Source organism: Micromonospora sp. RTBAU3-60 (assembly GCF_054963695.1).
In genome coordinates, this window is the sequence record NZ_JBUEGB010000018.1 from 1 (window position 1) to 26,610 (window position 26,610).

A 26,610-nucleotide genomic window follows, 5' to 3' on the forward strand; every position below is an offset into this window, starting at 1 on the left:
CGTCAGGATGGTGACCTCACCGCCGTGCGCCTCCTTGATCTTCAACGCCTCCTCGATGGCGTACTCGTCCATCTCGTTGATGACGTTGTTCGCCGAACCGCGGTCGACGGTGTTGTCGTCAGAACGCAGGCTGCGGTCCGCGCCCGAATCAGGCACCTGCTTGACGAGTACGACGATGTTCATCGCGCTTCGACGACCCTCCTGTTTGGGTGTAGCGATCACTCGCCCGGTCACGGGCGCAGCCTCCCGCGTGACTTAACGATCGGTCAACCGCGGGCTGCTGTGCAGTTGCCCACGGGCCTATGTTACCCACAAGTAGCATCACCGCTCCGGAGGCTCAGAGTGACACAGGTCACGGAGCGTCGCTACGGCGGGTAGGCTCCCAATCGGGAGGTGACGTACATGTCGGGAGACAGGGCTTCGATGAGCGGGCGCGATCCGGCGGGAGGCATGCGTACCTCCCGCCGGGCCTGTCGCCGGATGATCCCGGACACCTACCGGTGTGCCTGCGGCCGGGTCCGCGACCGCTGCGTACGGGCCAGCGTCCGCGCGCTCTGGTCCGCCGAGCCGATCAGGCGGGTCCGGCCAACGCGTCCCTGATCTTGTCGATCACCGCCGCCTCGCTGCCCGACACCCCCCGGTGCGCCTGCGCCACCTGGTCCGCCGCGGCGAGCACCACCGACCGGTACGCCTCGACGTCCGCCGGGGACTTCGCCCGGAGGATCTCCACCGCCCGGCGCAACGCGGGCAGCACCGTCGCCTCCACCTCCAGCGCGGAGTCCCGGGGCAGCTGCGGCAGCGGGCCGCTGGTGAGTGCCTCCTTCACCACCCCGCTGGCGTCGCCGAGCGCCCCGGACGCCGCGAAGCTCTCCCGCAGCAGCGAGAGCATTCCCGGCTCGGCGTTGGAGACCAGGAAGACGGCGCCGAAGGCCCCGGTCTTGAGGGTGAGCCGTTCGTCGCCCGTCAACGGTTCCATGATCACGGAGTGTAGACGTACGGAGTGGTCGTGGTGACCACAACGAGCCCCAGCCGCTCCAGGATCGGGCGGCTGTCCGGCGAGCAGTCCACCTGCACCAGGGTCTTGCCGCGCTGCTCGGCCAGCCGCGCCCGGTACGCCACCAGCGCCCGGTAGATGCCCTTCTTCCGCCACTCCGGCAGGGTCGAGCCACCCCAGAGCGTGGCGAAGCTGGTGTCGCGCAGATAGCGCACCCAGCCGGCACTGACCACCACGCCGTCCGCCTCGGCGACGACCACCGTGATCGACTGCGGGTCGGCCGCGATCTCCTTCGCCAACCCGATCACCAGGTGGCTGCGGTCCTCCTGCCAGACCGCCTCCTCCATCGCGGCGATCCGCTCCAGGTCCTCGCGGGCGGTCACCTCACGCAGCCGTACCCCCTCGGCCAGGACCGGGACGGCGGCGGCCAGGGCCGCGACCGGACCGACCACGACGGTCTCCAGATCCTCCGGGACGAAGCCGGCGGCGCTCAGCCGGTCGCCCAGGTCGGCCGGCTCGTCGTGGCCGTTGAGCTTCCACTCGACCCCCTCGCCCCGGCTGCGGAAGAACTCGACCTGCCGGGCGATGAGCGCGTCCAGCTCCGCGCCGGCCAGCCCGTCCAGGGTCCGGTAGGTGATGAAGCCGCGGTGGTCCAGGCCCAGGAGGCGGACCAGGGGACCATCCCGGTCGACGGTCACGCCGGCCGGCAGCGGGTTCGGGATCTCCGGGCGGATCTGTGCGTCATAGATAGCGCGCAGACCGCGCGCGTCAAGATCAGTCATCTCACCAGGCTACGCACGGGGCAAAGCGGATAATCGATGACGTGTGGAAGGCGATCCGAAGCTGGTTCGACCCGCGCGAGCTGCGGTCGGTCGGCACCACGCCCGACTACCGCTTCTCCCTGGCCAACGAGCGGACCTTCCTGGCCTGGCTACGGACCGGCCTGGCGCTGATCGCCGGCGGGCTGGCCGCCGCGCAGTTCCTGCCCCGGCTGCCGCTGGCCCACCTGCGCGAGGTGATCGCCGTCGCGCTGCTGCTGCTCGGCGCCGCGGTCGCGGTCCGGGCGGTCGACCACTGGGCGCGTACCGAGCGGGCGATCCGGCTCGGGGAGGAGCTGCCCGCGTCCCGGTTCCCCGCGATCCTCGCCCTCGCCGTCGCCGTCGGCGCGCTGCTGCTCGTCGTCGCGGTCCTGGCCCGGGGGGTCGGGTGACCGGCGACCCGGGGCTCCAACCGGAACGGACCCGGCTGGCCTGGCGGCGTACGCTGCTGTCCCTCACCGGGGTCACCCTGCTGCTGGTCCGGCTCGCGCTCACCGGCGGCCGCCCGGGCGCGCTGCTGGCCGGGCTCGCCGTGCTGGCGTGGCTGGCCGCGCTCGCGACGACCTGGCGCCGGGCCACCGGCACCGGCCCGTCGCGGGGCCAGCGCTGGTCGTTCCCGCTCGCCGCGCTGACCGCCGCGGGTCTCGCCCTGCTCGGCGTCGTGGTGGTGGTGGCCGGGCTGCGCTGAACCGCGACGGTGGGCCATGATGTGCGGCATGGTTCGCCTGTACGGGCTTCTGTTCATGGCGCAGATCGTGCTCGCCATCTTCGCGCTGATCAGCTGTCTCTCCGCCGAGGAGGGTGAGATCCGGGTGCTGCCCCGGATCGCCTGGGTGCTGATCATCCTGTTCTTCCCGCTGATCGGCTCGGTCGCCTGGTTCGCCGCCGGCCGGGAGCACACCGCCCGCCGGCCCCGCACCGCCTGGCCGATGGGCAACGGGTTCTCCGAACAGGACCGCCGCCGACCGGTGGCGCCGGACGACGACCCGGCCTTCCTGTCCTCCCTGGCCGAGCGGTCCCGCCGCGACGACCAGGAGCTGCTCCGACGCTGGGAGGAGGACCTGCGCCGGCGCGAGGAGGAGCTGCGCCGCCGGGAGAGCGACAAGAATCGGCCGGAGGTCTGAGCGCGGCGACCAAGCGCCGGCCGGGCAGAATCGACGGTGTGCGGATCAGCCTGCTCGGCCCCTTGGAGCTGCGCGCCGACTCCGGTGCGCCGTTGCCGCTCGGCGGCGCCCGGCTGCGCCGGCTGCTGATCCTGCTCGCCCTGGAGCCCGGCCGGACGGTCACCGTCGGTCGGCTCGCCGAGGCGGTCTGGCCGGATGCCCCGCCGACCGCCAACGCGCTCCAGGCCCTCGTCTCCCGGCTGCGCCGCAGTGCCCCCGGGCTGCCGGTCGAGGCGCGACCCGGCGGCTACCGGCTGGCCCTGACGCGTGACGAGGTGGACCTGCACCGGTTTGAGGACGCGGTACGCGCCGGCCGCGCGATCCTGGCGGAGGATCCCGCCGACGGGTGCCGGCGGCTGACCGAGGCGTTGGCGCTGTGGCGCGGGCCAGCCCTGGCCGACGTCGCGGACGCCGACTTCGCGCGCGCGCCGGTGGCCCGCCTCACCGAGCTGCGGCTCGCCGCCACCGAGGACCTGCTCGAGGCGTGGCTGGCCGGGGAGCCGCCGGACGCGCTGCTGCCGCAGCTGCGCGAGATGGCCGCCGCCCACCCGCTGCGGGAACGGCCGACCGCGCTGCTGATCCGGGCGTTGCACCGAGCCGGCCGCTCGGCCGAAGCCCTGGCCGAGTACGAGCGGCTGCGCACCACGCTGGCCGACACCCTCGGCACCGACCCGGGACCCGAGCTGGCCGCCCTGCACCTGGAGGTCCTGCGCGGCGGGCGGGAGCCGGCGCACCCGGCTACCGGCGCTCCGCCGGTAGCCGCCGTGCGGGTGGCCCCCACCCGCCGGCCTGCCCGGCCCCACGGTGGTCTCCCGGCCGACCCGACGGAGGCGCTGGAGGCGAACGATGCGGCAGCAGCCTCGCGTGTGGTCAGCACCGGCCCGGCCGCGAGCGACCACCGCGCCGCGACCAGCGGATCCGGCCGGCTCCCCGCGCCAACGCGGGGCAACCTGCCCAACACGCTGACCAGCTTCGTCGGCCGGGAGGAGGCCGTCGAGCGGGTCGCCGCGCTGCTCGACCGGCACCGACTGGCCACGCTCACCGGCCCCGGCGGGGCGGGCAAGACCCGGCTGGCCGTCGAGTCGGGCCGGGCGGCTGCGGACCGCTTCCCGGACGGGGTCTGGCTGGTGGAGCTCGCCCCGGTCACCGACCCGGCCGAGGTGCCGCAGGCCGTGCTCGCCGCGCTCGGCCTGCGCGAACAGGCGCTGCTGGCCCGCGTCGGCCGGGGTGCCCCCGAGCCGGTCGAGCCGGTCGGCCGGCTGATCGACGCGCTCGCCAGCCGCTCCGCCCTGCTGCTGCTGGACAACTGCGAGCACCTGCTCGACGCGGCGGCGGGCCTCGCCGAGCGGCTGCTCACCGCCGGCCCCGGGCTGCGGGTGCTGGCCACCAGCCGGGAGCCGCTGGGCGTCACCGGGGAGGCGCTGCGACAGGTGGAGTCCCTGGCCCTGCCGCCGGCCGACGCGGACCCGACGACCGCGCTGACGTATCCGGCGGTGCGGCTCTTCGCCGACCGGGCCGGCGCGGTCCGCCCGGGCTTCGCCGTGGATGACACCACGGTCGGCCCGGTGGTGCGGATCTGCCGCGCGCTGGACGGCATGCCGCTCGCCATCGAGCTGGCCGCGGCCCGGCTGCGCGCGATGACCGCCGCGCAGGTGGACACCCGGCTCGACGACCGCTTCCGGCTGCTGACCGGGGGCAGCCGGACCGCGCTGCCCCGGCACCAGACGCTGCGGGCGGTGGTGGACTGGAGCTGGGACCTGCTGGACGACGGGGAGCGGGCACTGTGGCGGCGGCTGGCCGTCTTCGCCGGTGGGGCAACCGCGGACGCGGTCGAGCGGGTCTGCGCCGACTCGCCACCACTCCCGCTCGCCGCGGCTGCCGCCGGGCAACCGCCCGGAGCCGTCGCGGACGTGCTCGACCGGCTCTCCGCGCTCGTGGAGAAGTCGCTCGTGGTCGCGGGCGGCGAGGCCGAGCCGCGCTACCGGATGCTGGAGACCATCCGGGAGTACGGCCTGCAGCGGCTGGCCGAGGCGGGCGAGGCGGACCGGATCCGGCGGGCGCACGCCGCCGAATACCTGGCCCTCGCTGAGACGGCCGAGCCACGGCTGCGCAGCGGGGAGCAACTCGACTGGCTGCGCCGGCTCACCGCCGACCACGACAACCTGCACGCCGGGCTGCGGCATGCCATCGCCGCCGGGGACGCCCCGGTCGCGGTCCGGTACGCCGCCGCGCTCGGCTGGTACTGGTGGCTGAGCGGCCAGCGCGCGGAGGGTGCGGAGCTGGCCGCTCAGGTGCTCGCGCTGCCCCGGGTGGACGAGCAGGCCGACCCCGACCGGCTCGCCGTGACCCTCACCATGGCTGCGCTCAACCTGGTCTCCACCCACAAGGACACCGCCACCGGCATGGGTTGGCTGGAGCGCGCGGCGAAGCTGGCCGTCGGGCACGAGGCCAGGCATCCGGTGCTGCGGCTGGTCGGACTGGTCGTCGCGGCGTTCCGCAACGGATTGCCGCCGCAGGCGCCGGAGGTGCTCGTCGCGCTCTTCAAGGACCCGGACCCGTGGGTGGCCGGCACCGCCCGGCTGTTTCAGGCGCACGCGTACCTGAACGCGGGACTGTCCGACGAGACGGCCGAGGCGGACCTGCTCGCCGGGCTGGAGCATTACCGCACGGTCGGGGACCGCTGGGGCATGTCGTTCGGGCTGACCTCGCTGGCCGACCTGTTGGACCGACGGGGTGAGGCGGCCCGGGCCACCCCGTTCCACGAGGAGGCCCTCGCGTACTTCGAGGAGCTGGGGCTCGAGGAGGACGTGCCGGAGATGCGGCTGCGCCTGGCGCAGAACCTGTGGCGGCGCGGTGACCACGATCGGGCCCTGGCGGTGCTGGCCCGGGCCGAACGGGAGGCGGAACTGAGCCGCTCCCACGAGACCCGCGCGGCGGTGGTGCACGGGCGGGCCGAGATCCTGCGGGCCCAGGGCGACTGGGCCGGGGCGCGGGCGTGTCTCGCGGAGAGCATCGGGCTGCTCGGCGACCGTACCGTCGCACCGCAGTGGCGGGCGCTGCACGCCAGCAACCTGGCCGCCCTCGACGCGGTCGAGGGCGACCTGGTGAGCGCCCGGGCCCACCACGACCGGGCGCTCGAACTGGCCCTCGGCTCGCAGGACGCCCCGGTGGTGGCGGCAGTGCTGGTCGGCTTCGCCGACCTGGCGGTATGGCTGGGCCGCCCGGCCGCCGCAGCCCGACTGCTCGGCGCGGCGAGCGGCGTCCGGGGCGGCCCGGATCGCGCGAACCTCGACCGTCCCCGGGTGGAGGCCGCCGCCCGCGCCGCGCTCGGCGAGGCTGGTTTCGCCGAGGCGTACGCGGACGGGCTGGGTTACCGGTTGGAGACCGCTGGTGAGGTGGTCCGGGTCACGCTCGACGCCTGAGCGCCCGGACCGCGAGCGGGGCGAACACGGCGAGCAGGACGGCCGCCCAGATCAGCGAGCGAGCCACTGGGCCGGCCACCGGGCCGGAGACCAGCAGGCCGCGCAGCGCGTCGGCGAGGATGGTGGCGGGGTTGATCTCGACCCACCGCTGCAGCCAGGACGGCATCTTGTCGGTCGGTACGAACGCGTTGCTGGTGAAGGTGAGCGGGAAGATCACCATGAAGCCGAAGATCTGCACCTTGTCAGGCTCGCTGACCAGCACCCCGACCAGCACCGAGATCCACGAGGCGGCCAGGGAGAAGACCAGCAGCAGGGCGAAGGCGGCCAGCAGCCCGGCGAACCCGGTGCCCACCCGGAACCCGAGGAGCATCCCGACGCCGAGCAGCAGCGCCACCGACCACGCCTGCTTGACGGTGTCGGCGACGATCCGACCGGCCAGCGGTGCCCAGCGGGCGACCGGCAGCGCCTGGAGCCGGTCGAACACCCCCTTGGTCAGGTCGTTGTTCAGCCCGAAGCCGGTGGTCATGGTGGCGAAGAAGGCGTTCTGCACGATGATCCCGGGCAGCGCGAACGTCAGGTAGTCGCCCGGGGAGCCGGCGATCGCCGTGCCGAAGACGTACGTGAAGAGCAGCACGAACATCACCGGCTGGATGCTCAGGTCGAGCAGTTCCATCGGGTTGTGCTTGATCTGTACCAGGCTCCGCCAGGCCAGGGTGAAGGTGTGCCGCAGCCCGGCGGCGAGGCTCGGCCGGCGGGCTGGGGCGAGCGGAGCGGCGAGGGTTGCGCTGCTCATACGGGGATCCTTTCCAGGTCAGCGTCGGTTGGGGCGTCCTGCTCGGCCCGGTGACCGGTCAGGGAGAGGAAGACCTCGTCCAGGCTGGCGCTGCGCAGGGCCAGCTCGGCGACGGCGATTTCGGCGGCGTCGAGCCGGCGGACCACGGCCGGCAGCACGGCCGGGTCGTTCACCGGCACCGCGACGGTGGACTGGGCGACCTCGGGAGCGGCCCCGGTCACCTCGCCGATGATGGCCAGCACGGTGGGCAGGTCGGCGGGGTCGATCGGCCGCACGGCGAGCACCTGGCCACCGGTGCGGGCCTTCAGCTCCTCCGGCGTGCCCTGGGCGATGACCCGGCCGTGGTCGACCACGGCGATCTCGCCGGCGAGCTGGTCCGCCTCCTCCAGGTATTGGGTGGTGAGCAGCACCGTCACCCCGTCGGCGACCAGGTTGCGGACGATGTCCCACAGCTCGTTGCGGCTGCGCGGGTCGAGCCCGGTGGTCGGCTCGTCGAGGAAGAGCACCTGCGGCCGGCCGACCAGGCTGGCGGCCAGGTCGAGGCGGCGGCGCATGCCGCCGGAGTAGGTCTTGGCCGCCCGCTCGGCGGCGTCGGTGAGCTGGAAATCGGCGAGCAGCTGCCGTGCGCGGGACCGGGCGTCGCCCCGGGACATCCCGAGCAGCCGGCCGATGAGCAGCAGGTTCTCGGTGCCGGTCAGGTTCTCGTCGACCGAGGCGTACTGGCCGGTGAGGCCGATCAGTTGGCGCACCCGGTGGGCGTCGCGGCGGACGTCGTACCCGCCGACGGTGGCGTGTCCCTCGTCGGCGGCGAGCAGGGTGGCCAGCACCCGGACGGCGGTGGTCTTGCCCGCCCCGTTCGGCCCGAGCAGCCCGAAGACCGTCCCGCTCGGGACGGCCAGGTCCACCCCGGCCAGGGCGGTGGTCGCGCCGAAGCGGCGGACCAGGCCCTCCGCGCGGATCGCGTACGTCATCGACAACTCCTGTCGTTCTCGCTGGTCACCCCACCTTGAGCGACGGCGCTGACGTTACGGCGACAGCCGCTGACAAACCGCTGATTTACCTGCGGGCAGAAACGACGCGACCGCCGTCGCCGGTCACCCGGCGACGGCGGTCGCAGTCCGGTCGTCAGGCCAGGTTGGACGAGCGGGGGTACGCGTCAGCCGGGTCGGTCAGCACGTTGACCAGGTACGGCACGCCGGCGTCGAAGGCGCGGGTCAGGGCCGGGCCGAGGTCGGCGGTCTTCTCCACCGTCTCGCCCGCGCCACCGAGCGCCTCGACCACCTTGTCGTAGCGCAGCCCGGGCTGGAGGTCGGCGGCCACGTCGTAGCCGTACATGGCCCGCATCGGGTGCTTCTCCAAGCCCCAGATGCCGTTGTTGCCGACCACGATGACCACCGGGAGCTGCTGCCGGACCAGGGACTCCACGTCCATCAGCGAGAAGCCGGCGGCGCCGTCGCCCATCAGCACGCAGATCTGCCGGTCGGGGTGGCTGACCCGAGCCCCCATGGCGTAGCCCATGCCGGTGCCGAGGCAGCCGTACGGGCCGGGGTCGAGCCAGGTGCCCGGCTGCGCCGGCTCCAGGTACTTCCCGGCGTACGAGACGAAGTCACCGCCGTCGCCGATGGTGATCGCGTCGGCGGCGAGCACCCGGCGCAGCTCGCCGTAGACCCGGGCCGGGCGGATCGGATCGGTCTCGGCGGCCATCTCCTCGGCGTCGCGGGCCTTCGCGGCGTCCTCGGCGACCCGCAGTTGGGCGATCCAGTCGGCGTGATCGGCCCGCTCGCCGGGGTGCTCGGCCAACGCGGTGAGGATGAGCCGCAGGTCACCGGCGGGGCTGGCGGCCGGCTGGACGTGCCCGGCACGCTGGCTGGGCGCGTCGACGATGTGCACGACCTCGGCGTCGCCGAAGTCGCCGAAGCTCAGCCGGAAATCCAGCGGGGTGCCGATGACCACGACCACGTCGGCGCCCTTGAGGGCGACCCGGCGGGCCTTGGCGAAGGCGAGCGGGTGCTCCGGAGGCAGGGCGCCCCGGCCCATGCCGTTGGTGAAGACCGGCACCTGGAGCGACTCGGCGGCGGCGCGCAGGGCGTCGATCGCGTCGCCCGCGTAGACGTCGGAGCCGGCGATGATCACCGGGCGGGTCGCACCGGCGACCAGCCCGGCGGCCCGCGTGACCTCGTCCGGGTCCGCCTCCAGCGGGGCGACCGGGGCGACGGCCGGCAGGTCGGCGTCGCCGACCGAGAAGACCGCTTCGAGGGGGAAGTCGAGGAAGGCCGGGCCGCGGTGCGGGGTGAGCGCCGCGGTGAGGGCGGCGGTGACCGCGCGCGGGATGTCGTCGGCGCTGAACACCGTCTCGGCGTGCTTGGTCACCGGGGCGACCAGGGGCAGGTGGTCCATCTCCTGCAGGCTGCCGGAGCCCCAGCGGAACTGCGGGGCCCGCCCGCCCAGCACCAGCACCGGCGAGGCGTTGAAGAAGGCGCTGGTCAGGCCGGAGACGCCGTTGCTGACGCCGGGGCCGGCGGTGAGCACGGCCAGGCCGGGGCGGCGCTGGAGCTTCGCCACGGCCTCGGCGGCGAAGACGGCGGACTGTTCGTGCCGGACGTCGTAGATCGGGAAGCCGGTCTTGTGCGCGGCGTCGTAGAGCGGGAAGACGTGCCCACCGGAGAGGGTGAACATCTCCCGTACGCCGTGCGCGCGCAGCGCCGCCAGCGCCAGTTCGCCGCCGTGCCCCTCGACCCGTTCCGTCATCGCCGCTTCCCTTCGTAGCAGGACCGGAGTCACACGCTACTGGCCGGTAGCCCGGATGTGAACCGGCCCCGGGTCGACGGCGGCAGGTGGCCCGTCGACCCGGGCCGCGGCTCAGCGGCCGGTGAAGTTCGGCTTGCGCTTCTCGACGAACGCGGCCATCCCCTCGCGCCGGTCGTCGGTGGCGAAGAGCGCCGCGAAGAGCTGGCTCTCCCAGGCCAGGCCGGAGTTGAGGTCCATGTCCAGGCCACCGTCGACGGCCAGCTTGGCGGCCCGCAGGGCCTGCACCGGGCCGGTCAGGAACGGCTTGGCGTAGGCGACGGCGGCGTCGTAGACCTCGGCGGCCGGGACGACCTGGTCGGCCAGGCCGATCCGCAGGGCCTCCTGCGCGTCGACCATCCGGCCCGTCATGATCAGGTCCTTGGCGCGCGCCGGGCCGACCAGTCGGGCCAGCCGCTGGGTGCCGCCCGCGCCCGGGATGATGCCGAGCTTGATCTCCGGCTGGCCGAGCTTGGCGTCCTCGGCCACGATCCGCCAGTCGCACGCGAGGGCCAGCTCGCAGCCGCCGCCGAGGGCGTATCCGGTGATCGCGGCGACCACCGGCTTCGGGATCCGGGCGATGGCGCCCAGCGCGCTGGACAGGTCGGCGGCACGCGCGGCCATGTCCACGTAGGACATGTCGGCCATCTCCTTGATGTCGGCACCGGCGGCGAAGACCTTCTCGCCGCCGTACACGATGACCGCGCGGACCTCTGCGTCGGCGGTGGCCGCGGCCGCGGCGGCGCGCAACTCCTCCTGCACCTGGGTGTTGAGCGCGTTCATCGGCGGCCGCTCCAGCCGGATGGTGCCGATGCCGTCCTTCACTTCCAGCCTGACGAACTCGCCCACGCTGCCCTCACTTCCTCGTCGAAGTCGCGTGCCAACCTTACGACCCGGGTCGTTGGGCAAGTAGTCTGGTACACGCCCCGCCACCGGGAGTCCGGCCATGATCACCTATTACGACGACAGGTCCGTGCAGGTCACCTCGACCGCCGTGCGCGTCAACGGCCGGACGTTCCCGCTCGCCGAAATCAGCGTGGTCTGGCACCGCCGGGGCAGCCGCTCCTGGCGGGTGCTCGCCGGCCGGGGCGCCATCGGGGCCGCCCTCGCCGGGCCGGTGGCCGCCGCGCTGGTCGGGGTCGGGCTGGCGATCTGGCTGCGGCCCTCGCCCGTGGTGATGGTCGCCGTCGTCGGCGCCTCGGTGCTGGTCGGCCTCGGCGTCGGGCCGCTCGCCGACGTCCTCTTCGAGCACCTCGACCGGTCCTACGACCGGGGCAGCCGGGAACTGGAGATGTGGGCGCGCTGGCGCGGCCGGCCGGTGCGGTTGCTGCGCAGCGGCGACGCGCTGCGGTTCGGCCAGATCTACCGGGCGGTACAGCGCGCCATGGAGAGCGGGCCGGCACCCCGGCGTCAGAAGGCGAGCGGCTCGTCCGGCAGCATCGTCAGGCCGCGCAACAGGCCGTAGAGGTCCTGCTCGCCCCAGAACTGGACGATGCGACCGCCGGCCAGCCGGTACATCTTGCAGGCGCTCTGCACGGCGGTCGCCCCCGTGGCGTCCCGGCGGTACGTCTGCGCCATCGAGACGACCACCCGGTCCTCCGCCGCGAACAGCTCCAGGATCTCCTGGTCGATGACGGTCAGCCCGGGCGAGGAGATCGCGCCCTCGACGTGGTGCCGGCCGCGCACCGCCGCGCCCGAGCCGTAGATCTGCACGTCCTCGGCAACCACCTCGGCCAGCTCGGCCAGGTCCTTGGTGACGAACGTCCGCAGGTACCGCCGGACCACCTCGACGTTGCGCTCCTGCTCGCTCTCCCCCGCCGGGCCGCCGGCGCCGTTCCGGTCCGTCATGGGCCCGGAGGCTACCCGGCCGGTCGTCCCTCCGCTGCCCCAGCGGCTGCCGGGTCGAGTCGATATCGCAAGCGATCAGCTCCACGGGAGGCGCGCACCAACCTGGCCGCCGGCCTGTCGCCGACGACAGACACTTGAACCGGGGTGGTTAGCCTTAATGATGGCCCTCTATTACCGGGACGACGCGGTACAAGTCACCTCCGAGGCCATCCGTGCGGGTGGGCACGTCGTCGCTCTCGCCGAGATCACGTACGTCTGGCACGCGCGCGGCCCGACCACGCTGGCCGTCCGGTCCCGGGTCCTCGGCCGCGGTGTGCTGGTCCTGCTCCTGTCGCTACCGCCGCTGGTGGCGGTGGTCTGCGTGCTGTCCCTCGCCTGGGCCGCGCAGGACCGGGGCAACTGGAAGCTGGCCCTGGTCGTCCTGGCGGGCTGCGCGGTCGCCGCGCTGGCGCTCGCCCCGTTCCTGGAGGTGCCGCTCGGCTGGCTGGACCGCTCCTACGACCGGGGCAACCGGGTGCACGAGCTGTGGGTGCAGCACCACGGGCGGGAGGTGATGCTGCTGCGTACGCCGGACGCGCTGCGGTTCGGGCAGATCTATCGGGCCGTGCAACGCGCTGTCGAGCAGCAGGGCGACCGTCGGTGACCGGCCGCCGCCACCCGGCGGTGCTGGCCGCGGCGACGCACACTGGTGGGCATGGCAATTCCCCTCCCCCGCCCCGGCGCCGTCGTCGGCCTCACCCGTTCCGCCCTGGACCAGGCGCTCGGCTCGGCCGCCGCGTTCGCCGCCGTGCCGGCCCGCGCCTTCGCGGTGCTCGACGACGTGGAGGCGCTGCTGCGGCGGATCAACGCGGTGGTCGACCGGATCGAGGGCACCCTCGACCGCACCGACCGGGTGCTCGCCGACGCGGAGACGGCGGTCAAGGAGGTCGCCGTGATCAGCGCCGCCGCCACCGAGGCCGTCGAGACCGCCACCGGAGTCGGCACCGCCGCCGCGGTGCTGGTCGGCGAGGCCGAGCGGGTGACCCGGGCGGCGGGCACGGTGGTCGCCGAGGCCGACGCGGTGGCCGGGCGGGCGGCCGGCACGGTGGTCGCGGCCGCGGCGGCGGCCGGCACCGCCGCCGAGCTGCTGGCGGCGTACGAGCCGGCGCTGCGGCGGGCCGCGCCGATGGCGGCCCGGTTCGTCGAGCAGCTCAGCCCGGAAGAGGTGACCGCCGCGATCCGGCTGGTCGACGAGCTGCCGAAGCTGAAGGAGCACCTGACCTCGGACGTCCTGCCGATCCTGGCCACCCTGGACCGGGTCGGCCCGGACCTGCACGACCTGCTCGCCGTCACCCGGGACCTGAAGCTGGCCGTCGCCGGCATCCCCGGCCTCAACATGCTGCGCCGGCGGGGCGAACGCCGCAGCGACGAGCCGGCCGATCGCGAGGGCGTGGCCGACTGAGCCGGGCCGCCCGCTGGAGCCGACCGGACGAGGCCGGGGCACCTGCTGGCGTCAGCAGTCGCAGACGGCGGCGGCGCGGGGCGCGGTCAGCTCGTCCACCCGGCGGCGGACGGTCCCCTCCGGGGTGACAACCGGCAGACCTTCCCGCGCCCAGTACTCGAAGCCGCCGATCATCTCCTTCACCGGCCAGCCGAGCCGGGCGAACTCCAGCGCCGATCGGGTGGCCCCGTTGCAGCCCGGCCCCCAGCAGTACGTCACGACCGTCGACCCGGCCGGCACCAGCTCGGCGGCCCGGGCGGCTGTCTCGGCGGTGGGCAGGTGCACGGCACCCGGCAGGTGGCCCTGCCGCCAGGCCGCGGCGCCCCGCGAGTCGACCACCACCAGGCCGGGCGTGCCCGCCTCCAGCGCCGCGTGCACGTCGCTGACGTCGGTCTCGAAGCTGAGCCGGGCGAGGAAGTGGGCGGCGGCGGTCGCCGGGTCGGCCGGCGGTACGGAGAACGTCATGCGGTGATCCTGCGGCCTGGGCGGGCAGCGGCGGGAGTGGCGTGATCGCCGTTCTCCGCTAACATCCCGCCATGGCTCCCGTCGACCGGACCGTGGCGGTGCTCGCGTACCCAGGGATGTCGGTCTTCGAGACCGGCATCGTGACCGAGGTCTTCGGGCTGCCCCGGCCCGAGCTGGAGGTCGACTGGTATCAGCTCATCGTCTGCGCGGAACGTCCCGGGCCGGTGCCGGTCGTCGGCGGCGCCGCCCTGCACACCCCGTACGGGCTGGCGGCCCTCGCCGGGGCCGGCACGGTGATCGTGCCTGGGGTGCCGGACGTCACTGCCGACCCGTCGCCGGAGCTGGTGGCCGCGCTGCGCCGGGCGCACCGCCGGGGCGCCCGGCTCATGTCGATCTGTTCCGGCGCGTTCGCCCTGGCCGGCGCGGGTCTGCTCGACGGTCGGCGGGCCACCACCCACTGGCGCTACGCGGATCTGCTGGCCCGCCGTCACCCGGCGGTCACCGTCGACCCGGACGTGCTCTACCTAGACGACGGCGACATCCTCACCAGCGCGGGCAGCGCCGCCGGGCTGGACCTCTGCGTGCACGTCGTCCGCCGCGACTTCGGCGCGGCGGTCGCCAACGCGGTGGCCCGCCGGCTGGTGATCCCGCCGCACCGCGACGGCGGCCAGGCCCAGTTCATCGAGGCGCCGGTGAGCGTCGACCCGGACGACGACCGGATCGCCGCCAGCATGGCCTGGGCGGTCCGCCACCTGGCCGAGCCGCTGACCGTGGCGGCGCTGGCCCGGCAGGCGCACATGTCGACCCGCAGCTACCTGCGGCACTTCGCCCGGGCCACCGGTGTCAGCCCGATCCGCTGGCTGATCGACCAGCGGGTTCGGGCCAGCCTGCCCCTGCTGGAGACGACCGACGCGCCGGTGGCGGAGATCGCCACGGCGGTGGGTTTCGACAGTCCGGTCACCTACCGGCACCACTTCGGCCGGGCGATGCGCACGTCGCCGTCGGCGTACCGGCGGGCGTTCCGGGCCGGCGCGGCGTAGCCGGTCAGGCGGGCGGGGAGTACAGCTCGTCGATCTCCACCCGGCGGGGCAGCGCCACCCACGCGCCGAGCCGGCGTGCGCAGGCCGCCCCGGCCGCGGCTGCCCAGTGCACCGCGTCGAGCAGGTTTCGGCCCTCGCCCCAGCCCACGGCGAGGGCGGCGGTGAAGGCGTCCCCGGCGGCGGTCGAGTCCACCACGTCGACCTTCACCGCGGGGACGTGCACCGACGCGCCGTCCCGGTCGCCGTACCAGGCGCCGTCGGCGCCGAGGGTCAGCACCGCCCGGGGCACCAGTTCGAGCAGCGCGTCCGGCTCGTCCCGGCCTCGCCCGGTGAGGGCGTACGCCTCGGGCTCGTTGACCACCAGCAGGTCCACCGCGGCGAGCAGCTCCGCCGGCAGCGGCCGGGCTGGCGCCGCGTTGAGCACGACCCGGGTGCTGGCCGCCCGGGCCGCGACCGCCGCCTCGGTCACCGTTTCGACCGGCACCTCCAGCTGCGCGACCAGCACGTCCGCCGCGCGTACGGCGTCCAGCTCGCCCTCGGTGAGGCCGGTGAAGGCGCCGTTGGCGCCGGGGGTGACCAGGATGGCGTTCTCCCCCGCCCCGCCCACCATGACCAGGGCGACGCCGGAGGCCCCGTACACCACCCGGAGCTGGCCGGTGTCGACGCCGGCCGCGGTGATCCGGGCCTTGAGGGTGACCCCGAAGGCGTCCGAGCCGATCGCGCCGAGGAAGACGCAGGACGCGCCCGCGCGCACCGCGGCGATCGCCTGGTTGGCGCCCTTGCCGCCGGGCAGCATCACGAAGTCGCTGCCGAGCACGGTCTCGCCGGGGCGGGGCAGCGCGGCGGCGGTGCCGACCAGATCCATGTTGGCGCTGCCCACCACGGCGACCCGGGTCTGCGGCACGCTGCTCCCTCCTCCGCTCAGGCGGCGCGGGCGGTCCACCGATCGCCGACGCGCTGCACGACCAGCGGCAGGCCGAAGGTCTTCGACAGGTTGTCGGCGGTGAGCGTGTCGGCGAGCAGGCCCTGGGCCACCACCCCGCCCTCGCGCAGCAGCAGGGCGTGGGTGAAGCCGGGCGGGATCTCCTCGACGTGGTGGGTCACCAGCACCAGGGCCGGGGCGTCCGGGTCGTACGCCAGCTCGGCGAGCCGGGCGACCAGGTCCTCGCGCCCGCCCAGGTCGAGCCCGGCGGCCGGCTCGTCGAAGAGCAGCAGCTCCGGGTCGGTCATCAGGGCGCGGGCGATCTGCACCCGCTTGCGCTCCCCCTCCGACAGCGTGCCGTACGCCCGCTCGGCGAGGTGGGCGACGCCGAGCTGGCGCAGCAACGCCTGGGCGCGGATCTCGTCGGTGCGGTCGTAGCTCTCCCGCCAGCGGCCCACCACCGACCAGGCCGCGGTGACCACGACGTCGGCGACCCGCTCGTCGGCGGGGATCCGCTCGGCCAGGGTGGCGGTGGAGAGGCCGATCCGGGTACGCAGCTCGTTGACGTCGGTGCGGCCGATCCGCTCGCCGAGGACGTGCACGGCGCCGGTGGTCGGGTGCAGCCGGCCGGCGGCCAGGTTGAGCAGGGTGCTCTTGCCGGCGCCGTTCGGGCCGAGCACCACCCAGCGTTCGTCCAGCTCGACCCGCCAGTCGACGTCGTGCAGCAGCGCGTTGCCGGAGCGCTTGACACCGACCCCGTCGAGGCTGACCACCAGATCCAGGTCATCAGTCACCGGTCCATCCAACCACGCGGCCCGCGAGGTGCCCCCCACGGGCGGGGTCGCCGCCATAGGGTGGGGCACCGTGTCGTTGGTCACCACACCCGGAGGATGGTTCATGCCCGACACCTTCCAGGAGCCGCGGGGATGACCGCGGTTCTCGAGATCGCCGGTCTCCACAAGGCGTTCCACTCGCTGCGCCAGGGGCGCCGGGTCGCCGTCGACGGCTTCGACCTGCTGGTCGAGTCGGGGCAGATCCACGGCTTCCTCGGGCCGAACGGCTCGGGCAAGACCACCACGCTCCGCGCCCTGCTCGGGCTGGTCCGCGCCGACGGCGGCCGGATGAGCGTGCTCGGGGCGAGTTCCCCGGAGCGGCTGCCGGAGGTGTCCGGGCGGGTCGGCGCGATCGTGGAGAGCCCGCAGTTCTTCGGCAACTTCACCGCCCGGCGCACGCTGCGGCTGCTCGCCGTGGCCGGGGGCGTGCCCACCAGCCGGGTGGACGAGGTGCTGGAGCAGGTCGGCCTGCGGGACCGGAGCGAGGAGCGGGTCAAGGGCTACTCGCTGGGCATGAAGCAGCGGCTGGCGGTCGCGTCGGCGCTGCTCAAGAACCCGGAGCTGCTGATCCTCGACGAGCCGGCCAACGGGCTGGATCCGGCCGGCATCCGGGAGATGCGGGACCTGATGCGCTCCCTCGCCGCGTCCGGGGTGACCGTGCTGCTGTCCAGCCACATCCTGGCCGAGATCCAGCTGATCTGCGACCACGTGACGATCATCAGCCGGGGCCGGCGCGTGGCGTACGGGCGGGTGGACGAGGTGCTGGCCGGCTTCGACCAGCACGAGTGGCAGGTCCGGGTGGCCGAGCCGGAGCGGGCCGTGGAGCTGCTCGCCGAGGCCGGCATGGCGGTCACCGTCCACCCGGAGCACCTGGTGGTGGCCGGGGTGGACGAGCCGGAGCTGATCACCCGCACGCTGGGCGAGCAGGGTCTCTGGGTGCGCGAGCTGATCCCGCTCCGCCCCGATCTGGAGAGCGTCTTCCTGGAGCTGACCGGGACCACCCCGCACCCGGCGGTGCCCCGGCAGGTGGACGGGTCGGTACGCCCACCCGCCCACCCGGACGACGTGGTGATCGATCTCGACGCGCGCGAGAACCAGGAGGTGGACGCGTGAACCTGGTCCGTGCCGAGCTGGAGCGGCTGACCGCCCGCCGCTTCGTGCAACTGATGGTGGTGCTGCTGCTGGTCGCCTTCGCGGTGACCGCCGCGACCACGCTGGCCGGCTCACACAAGCCCTCGACGGAGGAGCTGAGCCGGGCCCGGACGCAGGCCGCGGAGCAGATCGCGCAGCTGGAGGCGACGCACGACCGGTGCCTGGCCATCAAGGCCGGGACGGTGCAACCAGAGGAGCACGACTACGTGCCCAAGGACTGCGCCGAGGTGGACCCGGCGCGGATGGAGAAGCTGCCGACCACGGCGGACTACCTCACCGGGGTGTTCGTCTTCGCCACCGAAGCGAAGCCGCTGCTCTACTTCCTGGTCGCGTTCCTGGTGCTGTTCGGCTTCCTGGTCGGGGCCTCCTACATCGGCGCCGACCTGAACTCGGGCGGCGTGGTCAACCTGCTGTTGTGGCGGCCGCGCCGGTGGGCGGTGCTCGGCGCCAAGCTCGGCACGCTGCTCGGCGGGCTGCTGGTGTTCTCCGCGGTGGCCTCGGCGGCGTACCTGACGGTGTTCTGGCTGATCGGCCAGACGGTCGGGCATCCCGGCCTGGTGAACGGATCGTTCTGGGCGTCGCTGGGTGCCCAGCACGGGCGGGGGATGGTGCTGGTGCTGATCGCCGCGGCGATCGGCTTCGCCATCGCGACGCTGGGCCGGCACACCGCCGCAGCGCTCGGCACGGTGGCCGCGTACGTGGTGGTGTGGGAGCTGGGCGCGCGGCTGGTGCTGCAGATCCTCGACGCGGCCCGGCCGGACCGGTGGATGCTCTCGAGCTACCTGGGCGCCTGGCTCAGCGGTGAGGTCGAGTTCTGGGACAACCACGCCTGCCAGGGTGACACCGCCGGCTTCTGCGAGGGCTTGTACACGCTGACCTGGCGGCCCGGGCTGGCGGTGCTGCTCGGGTTGGCGGTGGTGCTGGTCGGGGCCGCGTTCGCCGCGTTCCGCCGCCGGGACCTGATCTGAGTCGGCCGGTGCGGCCCCGGCGGTGGGGCCGCACCGGCAACTCCTTGCAGAGGCTCGCCAGCTGGTGAAGAATTCCTTCACATGGCGGGGTGGGCGACGACGAGCGGACGGTCAGCCGACCGTCGAGCCGAACACCTCGTCGCGCACCGCGTCCAGCGCGGTGCGCAGCGCGCCGCGCAGGATCGGCTCCTCGGTGAGCCCGGTGGCGACCACCCGCGGCCGGACCAGGGTGATCGCGGCGACCTCGTGCTGCACCCGCTCGGCCAGCGCCGCCCCACCCGCCTGGCCCACGTCGCCGGCGAGCACCACCAGCGGCGGGTCGAGCACCACGCAGGTGCTGGCCACCCCGAGCGCGAGCCGGCGGGCCAGCTCGTCCAGCATCGGTCCGCCGGTCGTGCCGGCGGCGATGGCGGCGCGTACCGCGTCGGCCGCACAGGCGGCGGCGAAGCCGTGCTCGGCGGCCACCGCGCGGACCGCGTCCGCGCCCGCGAGCTGCTGGAACGCCGGCTTGGCCCGCTTGGAGACGTCCCGCGGAATGGGTACGCCGGGCACCGGCAGGTAGCCGATCTCGCCGGCCGCGCCGCTGCTGCCGTGGTGCAGCCGGCCACCGAGCATGATCGCCAGGCCGACGCCCGCGCCCACCCAGACCAGGACGAAGTCCGAGACGCCCTGTGCCGCGCCGGACTGGGCCTCGGCGACGGCGGCCAGGTTGACGTCGTTCTCGAAGACCACCGGGGTGTGCAGGTCCTCGCGGAGCGCGGCGAGCAGGCCACGGTGCCAGCGCGGCAGGTTGAACGCGAAGGTGATGTCGCCGGTGCCCGGGTCCACCAGGCCGGGGGTGCCGAGCACGACCCGCCGTACGCTCGACAGCTCCGCGCCGGCGCTGCTCGCCGCCTCGACCACCGCGTTGTGCACCACACCCACCGGGTCGTCGGTGTCCTTCGTCGACTGCTCGACCCGGCCGATCACCGCGCCGGTGATGTCGGCGCACGCCGCCACCACGCGCTCGGCGTCGACGTCGACGCCCACCACGTACGCGCTGCCTGGGCGGACCGCGTAGAGCTGGGCGTTCGGGCCCCGCCCGCCGGCCTGCTCGCCGACCCGGGTGACCAGACCGCGCTCCTCCAGCCGCTCCACGAGCTGGGAGGCGGTCACCTTGGAGAGCCCGGTCAGCTCGCCGAGCCGGGCCCGGGTGAGCGGCCCGCGTTCGAGGAGCAGTTCCAGCGCCGCGCGGTCGTTGAGCGCCCGCAACAGGCGGGGGGTGCCGGGCAGCCGGGTCGCACTCATGCCAGGTCCTCTATTTTCAGTAAAGTTTGCTAACCACAAAAGTCCTGCCGAGGGTGTCCGCTAGCGTATCGGCCACCCCGATCCGGAGTCGTCGGACGACCCGGCAGGGAAAGGGGAGACTCGTGGGCCTGGATCCAGGACTTCGCCGGCTGGCGCTGGGCACGTTGCTGGCCGCGTACCCCGGCCCGGTCCCGCCCGACTGGGCGGTGGACCTGCTCGCCGAGGGACTCGCCGGACACACCCTCTTCGGCACCAACATCCACGACCCGGCCCAGGTGGCGGCGACCACCGTCGAACTGCGGGCCGGCCGCCCGGACGCGATCATCGCGATCGACGAGGAGGGCGGCGACGTCACCCGGCTGGCCCACGCCACCGGCAGCCCGTACCCAGGCAACGCAGCGCTCGGCGCGGTCGACGACGCGACGCTGACCCGGCAGGTGTACGCGGCGATCGGCGCCGAACTGGCCGCGCTCGGCATCACCCTCGACCTGGCGCCGACCGTCGACGTGAACACCGCCGACGAGAACCCGGTGATCGGCACCCGCTCGTTCGGCGCCGACCCGGTCCGGGTGGCCGCCCACTCGGCGGCGGCGGTGGCCGGCCTGCAGTCCGTCGGGGTCGCCGCCTGCGCCAAGCACTTCCCCGGCCACGGCGCGACCGTCGCCGACTCGCACTACGAACTGCCCACCGTCGACGTGCCCCCGGCGGTGCTGCGCGAGCGGGACCTGCCGCCGTTCGCCGCCGTGGTCGACGCCGGAGTACGCGCCATCATGACCGCGCACATCCGGGTGCCGGCGCTGACCGGCGACGGTCCGGCCACCTTCAGCCGGGCGGTCCTGGTCGACCTCCTGCGCCACGAGTACGGCTTCACCGGCACGGTGATCACCGACGCGCTGGAGATGAAGGGGGCCGCGCTGGCCGCCGGCGGGGTCGGTCCGGCCGCCGTACGCGCCCTGGCCGCCGGGGCGGACCTGCTCTGCATCGGCGCGAAGGTGGACGCCGACCTGGTGGAACGGGTGGTCGAGGAGATCGTCGGCGCGCTCGGCGACGGCCGGCTGGACCGGGCCCGGGTCGAGGAGGCGGCCGGTCGGGCCGCCGAACTGGCCGCCTGGACCGGCGCCGCCGGCACGCCGACCCCCGGCCCGGACGGCCTCGGCTACGCCGCCGCCCTGCGCGCGGTACGCGTCGAGGGCGACGTCACCGGCCTGGCCGCGCCGCTGGTGGTGCAGGTGCACGCCACCTCCACCATCGCCGAAGGGCGGGTGCCGTGGGGCCTCGGGCCGCACCTCGCCCGGGCCGAGGAGGTCCGCGCCGTCGCGGGCGAGACCGACCCAGAGGAGCTGCGCCGGCAGGCCGGAGACCGGCCCATCGTGCTGGTCGGCCGCCACCTGCACCGACTGCCCGGAGCGCGGGAACTGGTCGAGGCGCTGGCCGCCGCGCACCCGGTGACCGTGGTGGAGATGGGCTGGCCGGGGGCCTGGCGCCCCGCCGGCGCCCGCGCTTTCGTCACCACCTACGGCGCCAGCCACGCCAACGGTCGGGCGGCCGCCGAGGTGCTCGGGCTGATCGGCTGAGCCGCCGCACCGCAGCGGTGGGGGCTCGGCCTGGCCGGCTGAGCCGCCCCACCGCACGGTCGCCGCCGAGCGCGGATCGGGCCCTCTGCTCGGTCCGTGAGCACCACCAGGCCCGACCAGACGGGCCGGCTGCCGCCGCAACCGCGACGTCGCCCCCGCCCGGCGCCGCGTCGGCGTAGCCGGGATCGAGCGTCGTCGTGTCGGGCGACCCACGTGACGTGGCCGCCGCCTCCGCGGTTCGCGGGCGCCAGCCCGATGAGCGTTCGTGGGGCGACGCGCCACCCCGGCCACCAGCAGCCCGAGGGCGAGCACGCCGGCCGCCGGTCGGGTCCCTGCTCGGCCCCTACAGACCTGATGGCGTGAACGATTCAGCCCGGTCGCCGTGGCCGAGTCGTTCACGCCATCAGCTCGACAGGGCCCGACGAGGGCAACCTCCGTCGGCCGATGCGTTCACGTCATCAAGTTCGTAGCACCGCGACAGGAACCCGCTGACGGATCGGTTCCGCTTCGCCGGCCGCCCGCTCCGGCGCGGCCGGCGACCCGTCCGCGCGGCCGCGCCCCGGCGTAACCCTCTCTTGAACGCGTTCAAATCCTGTCGTACGCTGAGCGCGACCTCAATTTGAACGCGTTCAAGAAGGGCGACGAGATGGACGTGAAGGTCTGGATGTACCTGGCCTACCTCGCGGTCAGCATCGGTCTGACCGTGTGGGTGGCCCGGGCGCTGTCCCGCAACGGGCTGGTCTTCCTGGAGGACGTCTTCGCTGACAAGCGGCTGGCGGACGCGGTCAACAGCCTGCTGGTGGTCGGCTTCTACCTGCTCAACCTCGGCTACGTGACGGTGGCGATGAAGGAGGCCGACGCGGTGGGCACCACCAGCCAGGCGCTGGAGGAACTGTCCATGAAGGTGGGCTGGGTGCTGCTGGTCCTCGGCGCGCTGCACTTCTTCAACGTCTTCGCGCTCGGCCGGTACCGGCGCGGCCGGCTCCGCCAGCAGCAGGCGGCCGCCCACCCGCCGCTCGCCCCGGTGGGCTACCTGCCGGCGCAGCCCGGCGCCCGGCCGGTCAACCCCGCCACCCCGATGCCCCAGACCGCCGCGATGCCCCAGACCGGCCCGACGCCGCCCACCGGGCCCACGCCACCGGCCGGCCCGACGCCTCCGGTGCGATGACGCTCGTGCCGAGCGGGCAACCAGCGGATCCCACCGGGCACGGGGCCGGTGGGATCCGCTGGTTCACCGTCCTCTACGACGCGCACTGCCCACTCTGCCGGGCCGCCCGGCAGTGGCTCGCGTCGCGCGCTCAGCTCGTACCCCTGGAGTTCGTGCCGGCCGGCTCGGCGGAGGCCCGGCGGCGTTTCCCCGGGCTGGACCACGACGCGACCCTGCGGGACCTGACCGTGGTGGCCGACACCGGCGCGGTGTACGCGGGCGACGGCGCCTGGTTCGCCTGCCTCTGGGCACTGGCCGACCATCGCCGGACGGCGGACCGGCTGGCCCGCCGCGACCTGCTGCCGCTGGCCCGGCGGGTGGTGGCGACCGCCTCCTCGGTACGCGAACTGGTCCGCCAGCCCTGGCCGGACCCGGGATACGGTGACGACGATGACCGAGCAGACTGCGGCGACGACCGGTGCGGATGGCCCGACCACCGGGGCGACGGCCCGGGGTGAGCAGACCCGGCAGCTGATCCTGGAGACCGCGATGCGGCTGTTCCGGGAGCGGGGCTACGCCCGCACCACCATGCGCGCGATCGCCCAGGAGGCCGGCGTGGCGGTGGGCAACGCCTACTACTACTTCGGCTCCAAGGAACACCTGATCCAGGAATTCTACACGGGCACCCAGCACGAGCACCGGGCGGCGGCCGCGCCGGTGCTCGCCCGGGAGCGGGACTTCGCCGCCCGGCTGGCCGGGGTGCTGCACGCCGGCGTGGACGTGCTGACGCCGTACCACTCGTTCGCCGCCACCTTCTTCAAGACGGCGGCGGAGCCGACCTCGCCACTCAGCCCGTTCTCGGCGGAGTCGTCGGAGCCTCGGGAGGCGTCGATCGCGCTCTTCCGCGAGGTGGTGGAGGGCTCCACCGCCCGGGTGGACGCCGAACTACGGCCGGCGCTGCCGGAGCTGCTCTGGCTCGCGTACATGGGTGTGGTGCTCTACTGGGTGCACGACCGCTCGCCGGGGCAGCTGAAGACGCGGCAGCTGATCGACGGCGCCGTGCCGCTGGTCGACCGGCTGGTCGGGCTGTCCCGACTGCGCGTGCTGCGTCCGGTGACCCGCCAGGTGCTCACCCTCATCCACACGCTGCGTCACTGACCCGCCGAGGCGGCCGGCCCGGAGTAAACCCGCAGGTCAAGTCCACTACCGGACAGCACTGAACCGCCGATCACCCCTTGCTCCGGTACCTCGCCGGCACTTAGCGTTACCCATGACGGGACCTGGGAGGAGAGGCTGCGGACCGTGGATCCGGCCCGGGATCCACGGTCCGCGCCCACCCGCGCTCCGGGCTCACCGGTCAGCGGGGGAAGACGCCGTACGAGGTCCAGCCCCGGTCCGGGAAGCCGGCCGCCTCGGCCACCCGCGCCGAGGCGTGGTTGTCGAAGTTGTGCAGGTAGGTGGGCACCGCTCCCTCGTCGAGCACCCGCCGGGCCGCCTGCGCCACCAGCCGCCGGGCCAGGCCCCGGCCCCGGGCGCCCGGCACCGTGCCGACGGCCAGCTCGTGCCCGTACGCGTCGTGCCGCTTGATCCCCGCGCCGGCCAGGTAACGGCCGTCGGCGTCGCGGACCACCAGTACCTCCCGGTCGAAGAGCCGCAGCCAGGGCGGCAGACCGGGCGCGGTCGGCGGGATCCACTCGCCGGCGTCGGGCAGCGGCGCCGGGGCGGTGCTCCACCGGAACCGGCCGGCGTGGGTGGTGAACTCCGGCAGCCCGACCGCCGCCGGCAGGGCCGGCAGCAGCTCCTCGACCGACCGCGCGGGCACCAGGGCCCGGACCGCCGGAACCCGGTCGGGTGGCACCGAGAGGATCGCGCAGTCGGGCGACGCGACCGCGTGGGCTGGCCGCAGCCGCCCGTCCCAGGCCGGCCGGGCCCGGCGGTGCGAGCGGACCACGTGCAGCCCGGGGCCGGCCGGCCACTGCCCCAGCCAGGTCGCCAGGTGCAGGAACAACCGCCGGTCCAGCACCGGGGCCACACCTCCTCGCCTGGCCGCGCGCCCTGTCGTGATCACGGTACGCCCGGCCGATCCGTCCGTAAGGAACTCGCAATAGATCGGCTACCCGACCCGTCGATACGCTGGCCCGACGACGGGAGGTACGCGGTGGCGCAGCGGGTGCTCGTGGTCGACGACGATCGGACGGTCGCCGACGTGGTCTGCCGGTACCTGGAGCACGCGGGCTACGCGGTGAGCCACGTCGGGGACGGGGCGAGCGCGCTCGCCTCGGTGGCCCGGCAGCCGCCGCAGCTGGTGGTGCTCGACCTGATGCTGCCGGTGCTGGACGGGCTGGAGGTGTGCCGACGGCTGCGGGAGCGGCCGGACGACGTACCCATCGTCATGTTGACCGCGCGTGGCGACGAGGCCGACCGGATCCTCGGCCTGCAACTGGGCGCGGACGACTACCTGAGCAAGCCATTCTCCCCCCGGGAGCTGGTGCTGCGGGTCCGCTCGGTGCTGCGCCGGGCCGGCGGTGAGCCGGCCGGCGTACCCCCGGAGGTGCTGGCCGACGACGGCCTGGTGGTGGACACCGGGCCCCGGGTGGCCCGGCTGCACGGCCGGGAGCTGACCCTGACGCTGCGGGAGTTCGACCTGCTGGTGCACCTGATGCGGCATCCGGCGCGCGCGTTCCGCCGGGCCGAGCTGCTGGAGCGGGTGTGGGGGTGGAGCTTCGGCGACCAGTCCACAGTGACGGTCCACGTGCGACGGCTGCGGGAGAAGGTCGAGGCAGATCCGGCGAACCCGCGCCGGATCGTGACCGTCTGGGGCGTCGGCTACCGGTACGAGCCGGGCGATGCGTGACCTGGCGCTGATCTTCGGGGTGGCGCTGCTGGCGGCGCTCGGCGTCGGGCTGGTCGGCGCGGTCGCCCTGCGGCTGCTGCGCGGCCGGTCGATCACCGGGCACATCGTCGTGCTGCTGGCCGTCACGGTGGGGGCGGTGGTCGCCGGGGTGGCGGTGGTCGCCGAGGCGATGTTCCTCTCCCCGCACGACCTGGAGGTGGTGTTGATCACCGTCTCGGCCGCGGCGGTGGTGAGCCTCGCGGTCGGCTGGCTCTTCGGCCGCCGGCTGGCCGCCGCGGCGGTGTGGGCGGATCAGGCGCGGGAGCGGGAACGGCGGATCGAGAAGGGCCGCCGGGACCTGGTCGCCTGGGTCTCGCACGACCTGCGCACCCCGCTCGCGGGGCTGCGGGCGATGGCCGAGGCGCTGGAGGACGGGGTGGTCGGCGACCCGGAGACGGTGGCCGAGTACCACCGCCGGATCCGGGTGGAGACCGACCGGATGACTCGGCTGGTGGACGACCTGTTCGAGCTCTCCCGGATCAACGCGGGCGCGCTGCGGCTGTCGCTGTCCGCGGTGCCGCTCGGCGACGTGGTCTCGGACGCCCTGGCCAGCACCGCGCCGCTGGCCGCCGCCCGGCGGATCCGGCTGGTGGCCGCCGAGTCGGGGTGGCCGACGGTGACCGCGAGCGAGCCGGAGTTGGCCCGGGTGGTGGGCAACCTGCTGCTCAACGCGGTCCGCTACACCCCGGACGACGGCACCGTCCGGGTGAATGCCGGCGGCGACTCCGACACCGCGTGGCTGGCGGTGACGGACACCTGCGGCGGCATCCCCGAGGCGGACCTGCCCCGCCTGTTCGACGTGGCGTTCCGGGGCGAACCGGCGCGCACCCCGCGCCCGGGCAACGGCGCTGTCGAGGCGACGGGCGGGCTGGGGCTGGCCATCGTCCGTGGGTTGGTTGACGCGCACGGCGGGCGGGTAGACGTACAGAACGTCGCCGGCGGCTGCCAATTCATCGTCCGGCTCCCGGCGGCGGGAACCTGACGCATCGACGCTGCGTCATATCCATTTCCATACATGTACAAATTT

At 74.4% G+C, this 26,610-nt stretch carries 29 protein-coding genes; 16 read left to right on the forward strand and 13 right to left on the reverse strand.

Features of this window, described 5'->3' with window-relative positions; all coding sequences use genetic code 11:
- The 3 genes from ACY34I_RS19120 to ACY34I_RS19130 form a co-directional block, all read right to left on the reverse strand.
- A partial coding sequence (locus ACY34I_RS19120) for an electron transfer flavoprotein subunit beta/FixA family protein (RefSeq protein ID WP_462756471.1) occupies positions 1 to 183 on the reverse strand: 183 nt, incomplete at its 3' end.
- Positions 184 to 571: 388 nt separating this feature from the next.
- Positions 572 to 976: a hypothetical protein gene (locus tag ACY34I_RS19125; RefSeq protein ID WP_462756341.1), complete on the reverse strand. Its 405-nt coding sequence runs from the start codon at positions 974 to 976 to the stop codon at positions 572 to 574.
- Positions 977 to 978: 2 nt separating this feature from the next.
- On the reverse strand, positions 979 to 1,776 hold the full coding sequence (locus ACY34I_RS19130) for a GNAT family N-acetyltransferase (protein WP_462756342.1): 798 nt from the start codon (positions 1,774 to 1,776) through the stop codon (positions 979 to 981).
- A 41-nt stretch (positions 1,777 to 1,817) separates the two neighbouring features.
- On the opposite strand from ACY34I_RS19130, the gene ACY34I_RS19135 reads away from it, so the two are divergent.
- Genes ACY34I_RS19135 through ACY34I_RS19150 form a run of 4 tightly spaced genes read left to right on the forward strand, consistent with a single transcriptional unit; the run spans position 1,818 to position 6,397 of the window.
- Positions 1,818 to 2,204, forward strand: a complete 387-nt coding sequence (locus tag ACY34I_RS19135) for a DUF202 domain-containing protein (protein ID WP_148796011.1) — start codon at positions 1,818 to 1,820, stop codon at positions 2,202 to 2,204.
- Entirely contained in the window at positions 2,201 to 2,500 is a 300-nt protein-coding gene (locus ACY34I_RS19140) for a DUF202 domain-containing protein (protein ID WP_462756343.1), read from the forward strand. Before ACY34I_RS19135 ends, ACY34I_RS19140 begins: the two co-directional genes overlap by 4 nt.
- A gap of 28 nt (positions 2,501 to 2,528) precedes the next feature.
- Positions 2,529 to 2,936, forward strand: a complete 408-nt coding sequence (locus tag ACY34I_RS19145) for a PLD nuclease N-terminal domain-containing protein (protein ID WP_462756344.1) — start codon at positions 2,529 to 2,531, stop codon at positions 2,934 to 2,936.
- Between the two features lie 38 nt (positions 2,937 to 2,974).
- Positions 2,975 to 6,397: an AfsR/SARP family transcriptional regulator gene (locus ACY34I_RS19150; protein ID WP_462756345.1), complete on the forward strand. Its 3,423-nt coding sequence runs from the start codon at positions 2,975 to 2,977 to the stop codon at positions 6,395 to 6,397.
- On the opposite strand, the gene ACY34I_RS19155 is transcribed toward ACY34I_RS19150, so the two are convergent.
- From ACY34I_RS19155 to ACY34I_RS19170, 4 genes are all read right to left on the reverse strand, one after another.
- Positions 6,381 to 7,190 (reverse strand): ABC transporter permease, encoded by an 810-nt coding sequence (locus ACY34I_RS19155; protein ID WP_462756346.1) that lies wholly within the window; start codon positions 7,188 to 7,190, stop codon positions 6,381 to 6,383. The two genes, ACY34I_RS19150 and ACY34I_RS19155, sit on opposite strands and share 17 nt — an antisense overlap.
- Complete coding sequence (locus ACY34I_RS19160) at positions 7,187 to 8,161, reverse strand: ATP-binding cassette domain-containing protein (RefSeq protein WP_462756347.1); 975 nt, start codon at positions 8,159 to 8,161, stop codon at positions 7,187 to 7,189. Before ACY34I_RS19160 ends, ACY34I_RS19155 begins: the two co-directional genes overlap by 4 nt.
- A gap of 154 nt (positions 8,162 to 8,315) precedes the next feature.
- Positions 8,316 to 9,938: an acetolactate synthase gene (locus ACY34I_RS19165; protein WP_462756348.1), complete on the reverse strand. Its 1,623-nt coding sequence runs from the start codon at positions 9,936 to 9,938 to the stop codon at positions 8,316 to 8,318.
- Between the two features lie 111 nt (positions 9,939 to 10,049).
- Positions 10,050 to 10,823 (reverse strand): enoyl-CoA hydratase/isomerase family protein, encoded by a 774-nt coding sequence (locus ACY34I_RS19170; protein WP_462756349.1) that lies wholly within the window; start codon positions 10,821 to 10,823, stop codon positions 10,050 to 10,052.
- 97 nt (positions 10,824 to 10,920) lie between these two features.
- On the opposite strand from ACY34I_RS19170, the gene ACY34I_RS19175 reads away from it, so the two are divergent.
- Entirely contained in the window at positions 10,921 to 11,439 is a 519-nt protein-coding gene (locus tag ACY34I_RS19175) for a DUF6232 family protein (protein ID WP_462756350.1), read from the forward strand.
- Here ACY34I_RS19175 and ACY34I_RS19180 read toward each other — a convergent pair.
- Positions 11,385 to 11,822 (reverse strand): nuclear transport factor 2 family protein, encoded by a 438-nt coding sequence (locus tag ACY34I_RS19180; protein ID WP_462756351.1) that lies wholly within the window; start codon positions 11,820 to 11,822, stop codon positions 11,385 to 11,387. The two genes, ACY34I_RS19175 and ACY34I_RS19180, sit on opposite strands and share 55 nt — an antisense overlap.
- Before the next feature lie 160 nt (positions 11,823 to 11,982).
- Between ACY34I_RS19180 and ACY34I_RS19185 the strand changes: the two genes are divergently transcribed.
- Positions 11,983 to 12,465, forward strand: coding sequence for a DUF6232 family protein (locus tag ACY34I_RS19185; RefSeq protein WP_148796230.1), 483 nt, complete (start codon positions 11,983 to 11,985; stop codon positions 12,463 to 12,465).
- 51 nt (positions 12,466 to 12,516) lie between these two features.
- Entirely contained in the window at positions 12,517 to 13,263 is a 747-nt protein-coding gene (locus ACY34I_RS19190) for a hypothetical protein (protein WP_462756352.1), read from the forward strand.
- A 51-nt stretch (positions 13,264 to 13,314) separates the two neighbouring features.
- On the opposite strand, the gene ACY34I_RS19195 is transcribed toward ACY34I_RS19190, so the two are convergent.
- Entirely contained in the window at positions 13,315 to 13,767 is a 453-nt protein-coding gene (locus ACY34I_RS19195) for a rhodanese-like domain-containing protein (protein ID WP_462756353.1), read from the reverse strand.
- Between the two features lie 71 nt (positions 13,768 to 13,838).
- Between ACY34I_RS19195 and ftrA the strand changes: the two genes are divergently transcribed.
- The gene (gene ftrA / locus ACY34I_RS19200) at positions 13,839 to 14,807 is read left to right on the forward strand and encodes a transcriptional regulator FtrA (RefSeq protein WP_462756354.1); all 969 of its coding nucleotides are present in this window, start codon (positions 13,839 to 13,841) and stop codon (positions 14,805 to 14,807) included.
- 4 nt (positions 14,808 to 14,811) lie between these two features.
- Here the strand turns inward: ftrA and ACY34I_RS19205 are convergent, their stop codons facing one another.
- Positions 14,812 to 15,711, reverse strand: a complete 900-nt coding sequence (locus tag ACY34I_RS19205; RefSeq protein WP_462756355.1) for a ribokinase — start codon at positions 15,709 to 15,711, stop codon at positions 14,812 to 14,814.
- A 17-nt stretch (positions 15,712 to 15,728) separates the two neighbouring features.
- Positions 15,729 to 16,628, reverse strand: coding sequence for an ABC transporter ATP-binding protein (locus tag ACY34I_RS19210; protein WP_462756356.1), 900 nt, complete (start codon positions 16,626 to 16,628; stop codon positions 15,729 to 15,731).
- 27 nt (positions 16,629 to 16,655) lie between these two features.
- Here ACY34I_RS19210 and ACY34I_RS19215 point away from each other — a divergent pair, with 27 nt between their 5' ends.
- Together ACY34I_RS19215 and ACY34I_RS19220 are read left to right on the forward strand one after the other, a co-directional pair.
- Complete coding sequence (locus ACY34I_RS19215) at positions 16,656 to 17,675, forward strand: ABC transporter ATP-binding protein (RefSeq protein ID WP_462756357.1); 1,020 nt, start codon at positions 16,656 to 16,658, stop codon at positions 17,673 to 17,675.
- On the forward strand, positions 17,672 to 18,682 hold the full coding sequence (locus ACY34I_RS19220; RefSeq protein ID WP_462756358.1) for an ABC transporter permease subunit: 1,011 nt from the start codon (positions 17,672 to 17,674) through the stop codon (positions 18,680 to 18,682). Before ACY34I_RS19215 ends, ACY34I_RS19220 begins: the two co-directional genes overlap by 4 nt.
- Before the next feature lie 111 nt (positions 18,683 to 18,793).
- On the opposite strand, the gene ACY34I_RS19225 is transcribed toward ACY34I_RS19220, so the two are convergent.
- Positions 18,794 to 19,969, reverse strand: coding sequence for an ROK family transcriptional regulator (locus ACY34I_RS19225; protein WP_462756359.1), 1,176 nt, complete (start codon positions 19,967 to 19,969; stop codon positions 18,794 to 18,796).
- A 122-nt stretch (positions 19,970 to 20,091) separates the two neighbouring features.
- On the opposite strand from ACY34I_RS19225, the gene ACY34I_RS19230 reads away from it, so the two are divergent.
- The 4 genes from ACY34I_RS19230 to ACY34I_RS19245 all read left to right on the forward strand — a co-directional run bounded on the left by ACY34I_RS19230 (position 20,092) and on the right by ACY34I_RS19245 (position 23,848).
- Positions 20,092 to 21,543 carry a glycoside hydrolase family 3 N-terminal domain-containing protein gene (locus ACY34I_RS19230; RefSeq protein ID WP_462756360.1) on the forward strand — a complete coding sequence of 484 codons (1,452 nt, stop codon included), beginning with the start codon at positions 20,092 to 20,094 and terminating at the stop codon, positions 21,541 to 21,543.
- Between the two features lie 646 nt (positions 21,544 to 22,189).
- Complete coding sequence (locus ACY34I_RS19235) at positions 22,190 to 22,711, forward strand: hypothetical protein (RefSeq protein ID WP_462756361.1); 522 nt, start codon at positions 22,190 to 22,192, stop codon at positions 22,709 to 22,711.
- On the forward strand, positions 22,708 to 23,208 hold the full coding sequence (locus tag ACY34I_RS19240) for a thiol-disulfide oxidoreductase DCC family protein (protein WP_462756362.1): 501 nt from the start codon (positions 22,708 to 22,710) through the stop codon (positions 23,206 to 23,208). The genes ACY34I_RS19235 and ACY34I_RS19240 overlap by 4 nt, the downstream gene beginning before the upstream one ends.
- Positions 23,141 to 23,848 carry a TetR family transcriptional regulator gene (locus ACY34I_RS19245; RefSeq protein WP_148796046.1) on the forward strand — a complete coding sequence of 236 codons (708 nt, stop codon included), beginning with the start codon at positions 23,141 to 23,143 and terminating at the stop codon, positions 23,846 to 23,848. Before ACY34I_RS19240 ends, ACY34I_RS19245 begins: the two co-directional genes overlap by 68 nt.
- Before the next feature lie 199 nt (positions 23,849 to 24,047).
- Here the strand turns inward: ACY34I_RS19245 and ACY34I_RS19250 are convergent, their stop codons facing one another.
- Complete coding sequence (locus tag ACY34I_RS19250; RefSeq protein WP_462756363.1) at positions 24,048 to 24,713, reverse strand: GNAT family N-acetyltransferase; 666 nt, start codon at positions 24,711 to 24,713, stop codon at positions 24,048 to 24,050.
- 135 nt (positions 24,714 to 24,848) lie between these two features.
- Between ACY34I_RS19250 and ACY34I_RS19255 the strand changes: the two genes are divergently transcribed.
- Both ACY34I_RS19255 and ACY34I_RS19260 read left to right on the forward strand, forming a co-directional pair.
- Entirely contained in the window at positions 24,849 to 25,544 is a 696-nt protein-coding gene (locus ACY34I_RS19255; RefSeq protein WP_462756364.1) for a response regulator transcription factor, read from the forward strand.
- Entirely contained in the window at positions 25,537 to 26,565 is a 1,029-nt protein-coding gene (locus tag ACY34I_RS19260) for a sensor histidine kinase (RefSeq protein ID WP_462756365.1), read from the forward strand. The genes ACY34I_RS19255 and ACY34I_RS19260 overlap by 8 nt, the downstream gene beginning before the upstream one ends.
- The last annotated feature ends 45 nt before the right edge of the window (positions 26,566 to 26,610 follow it).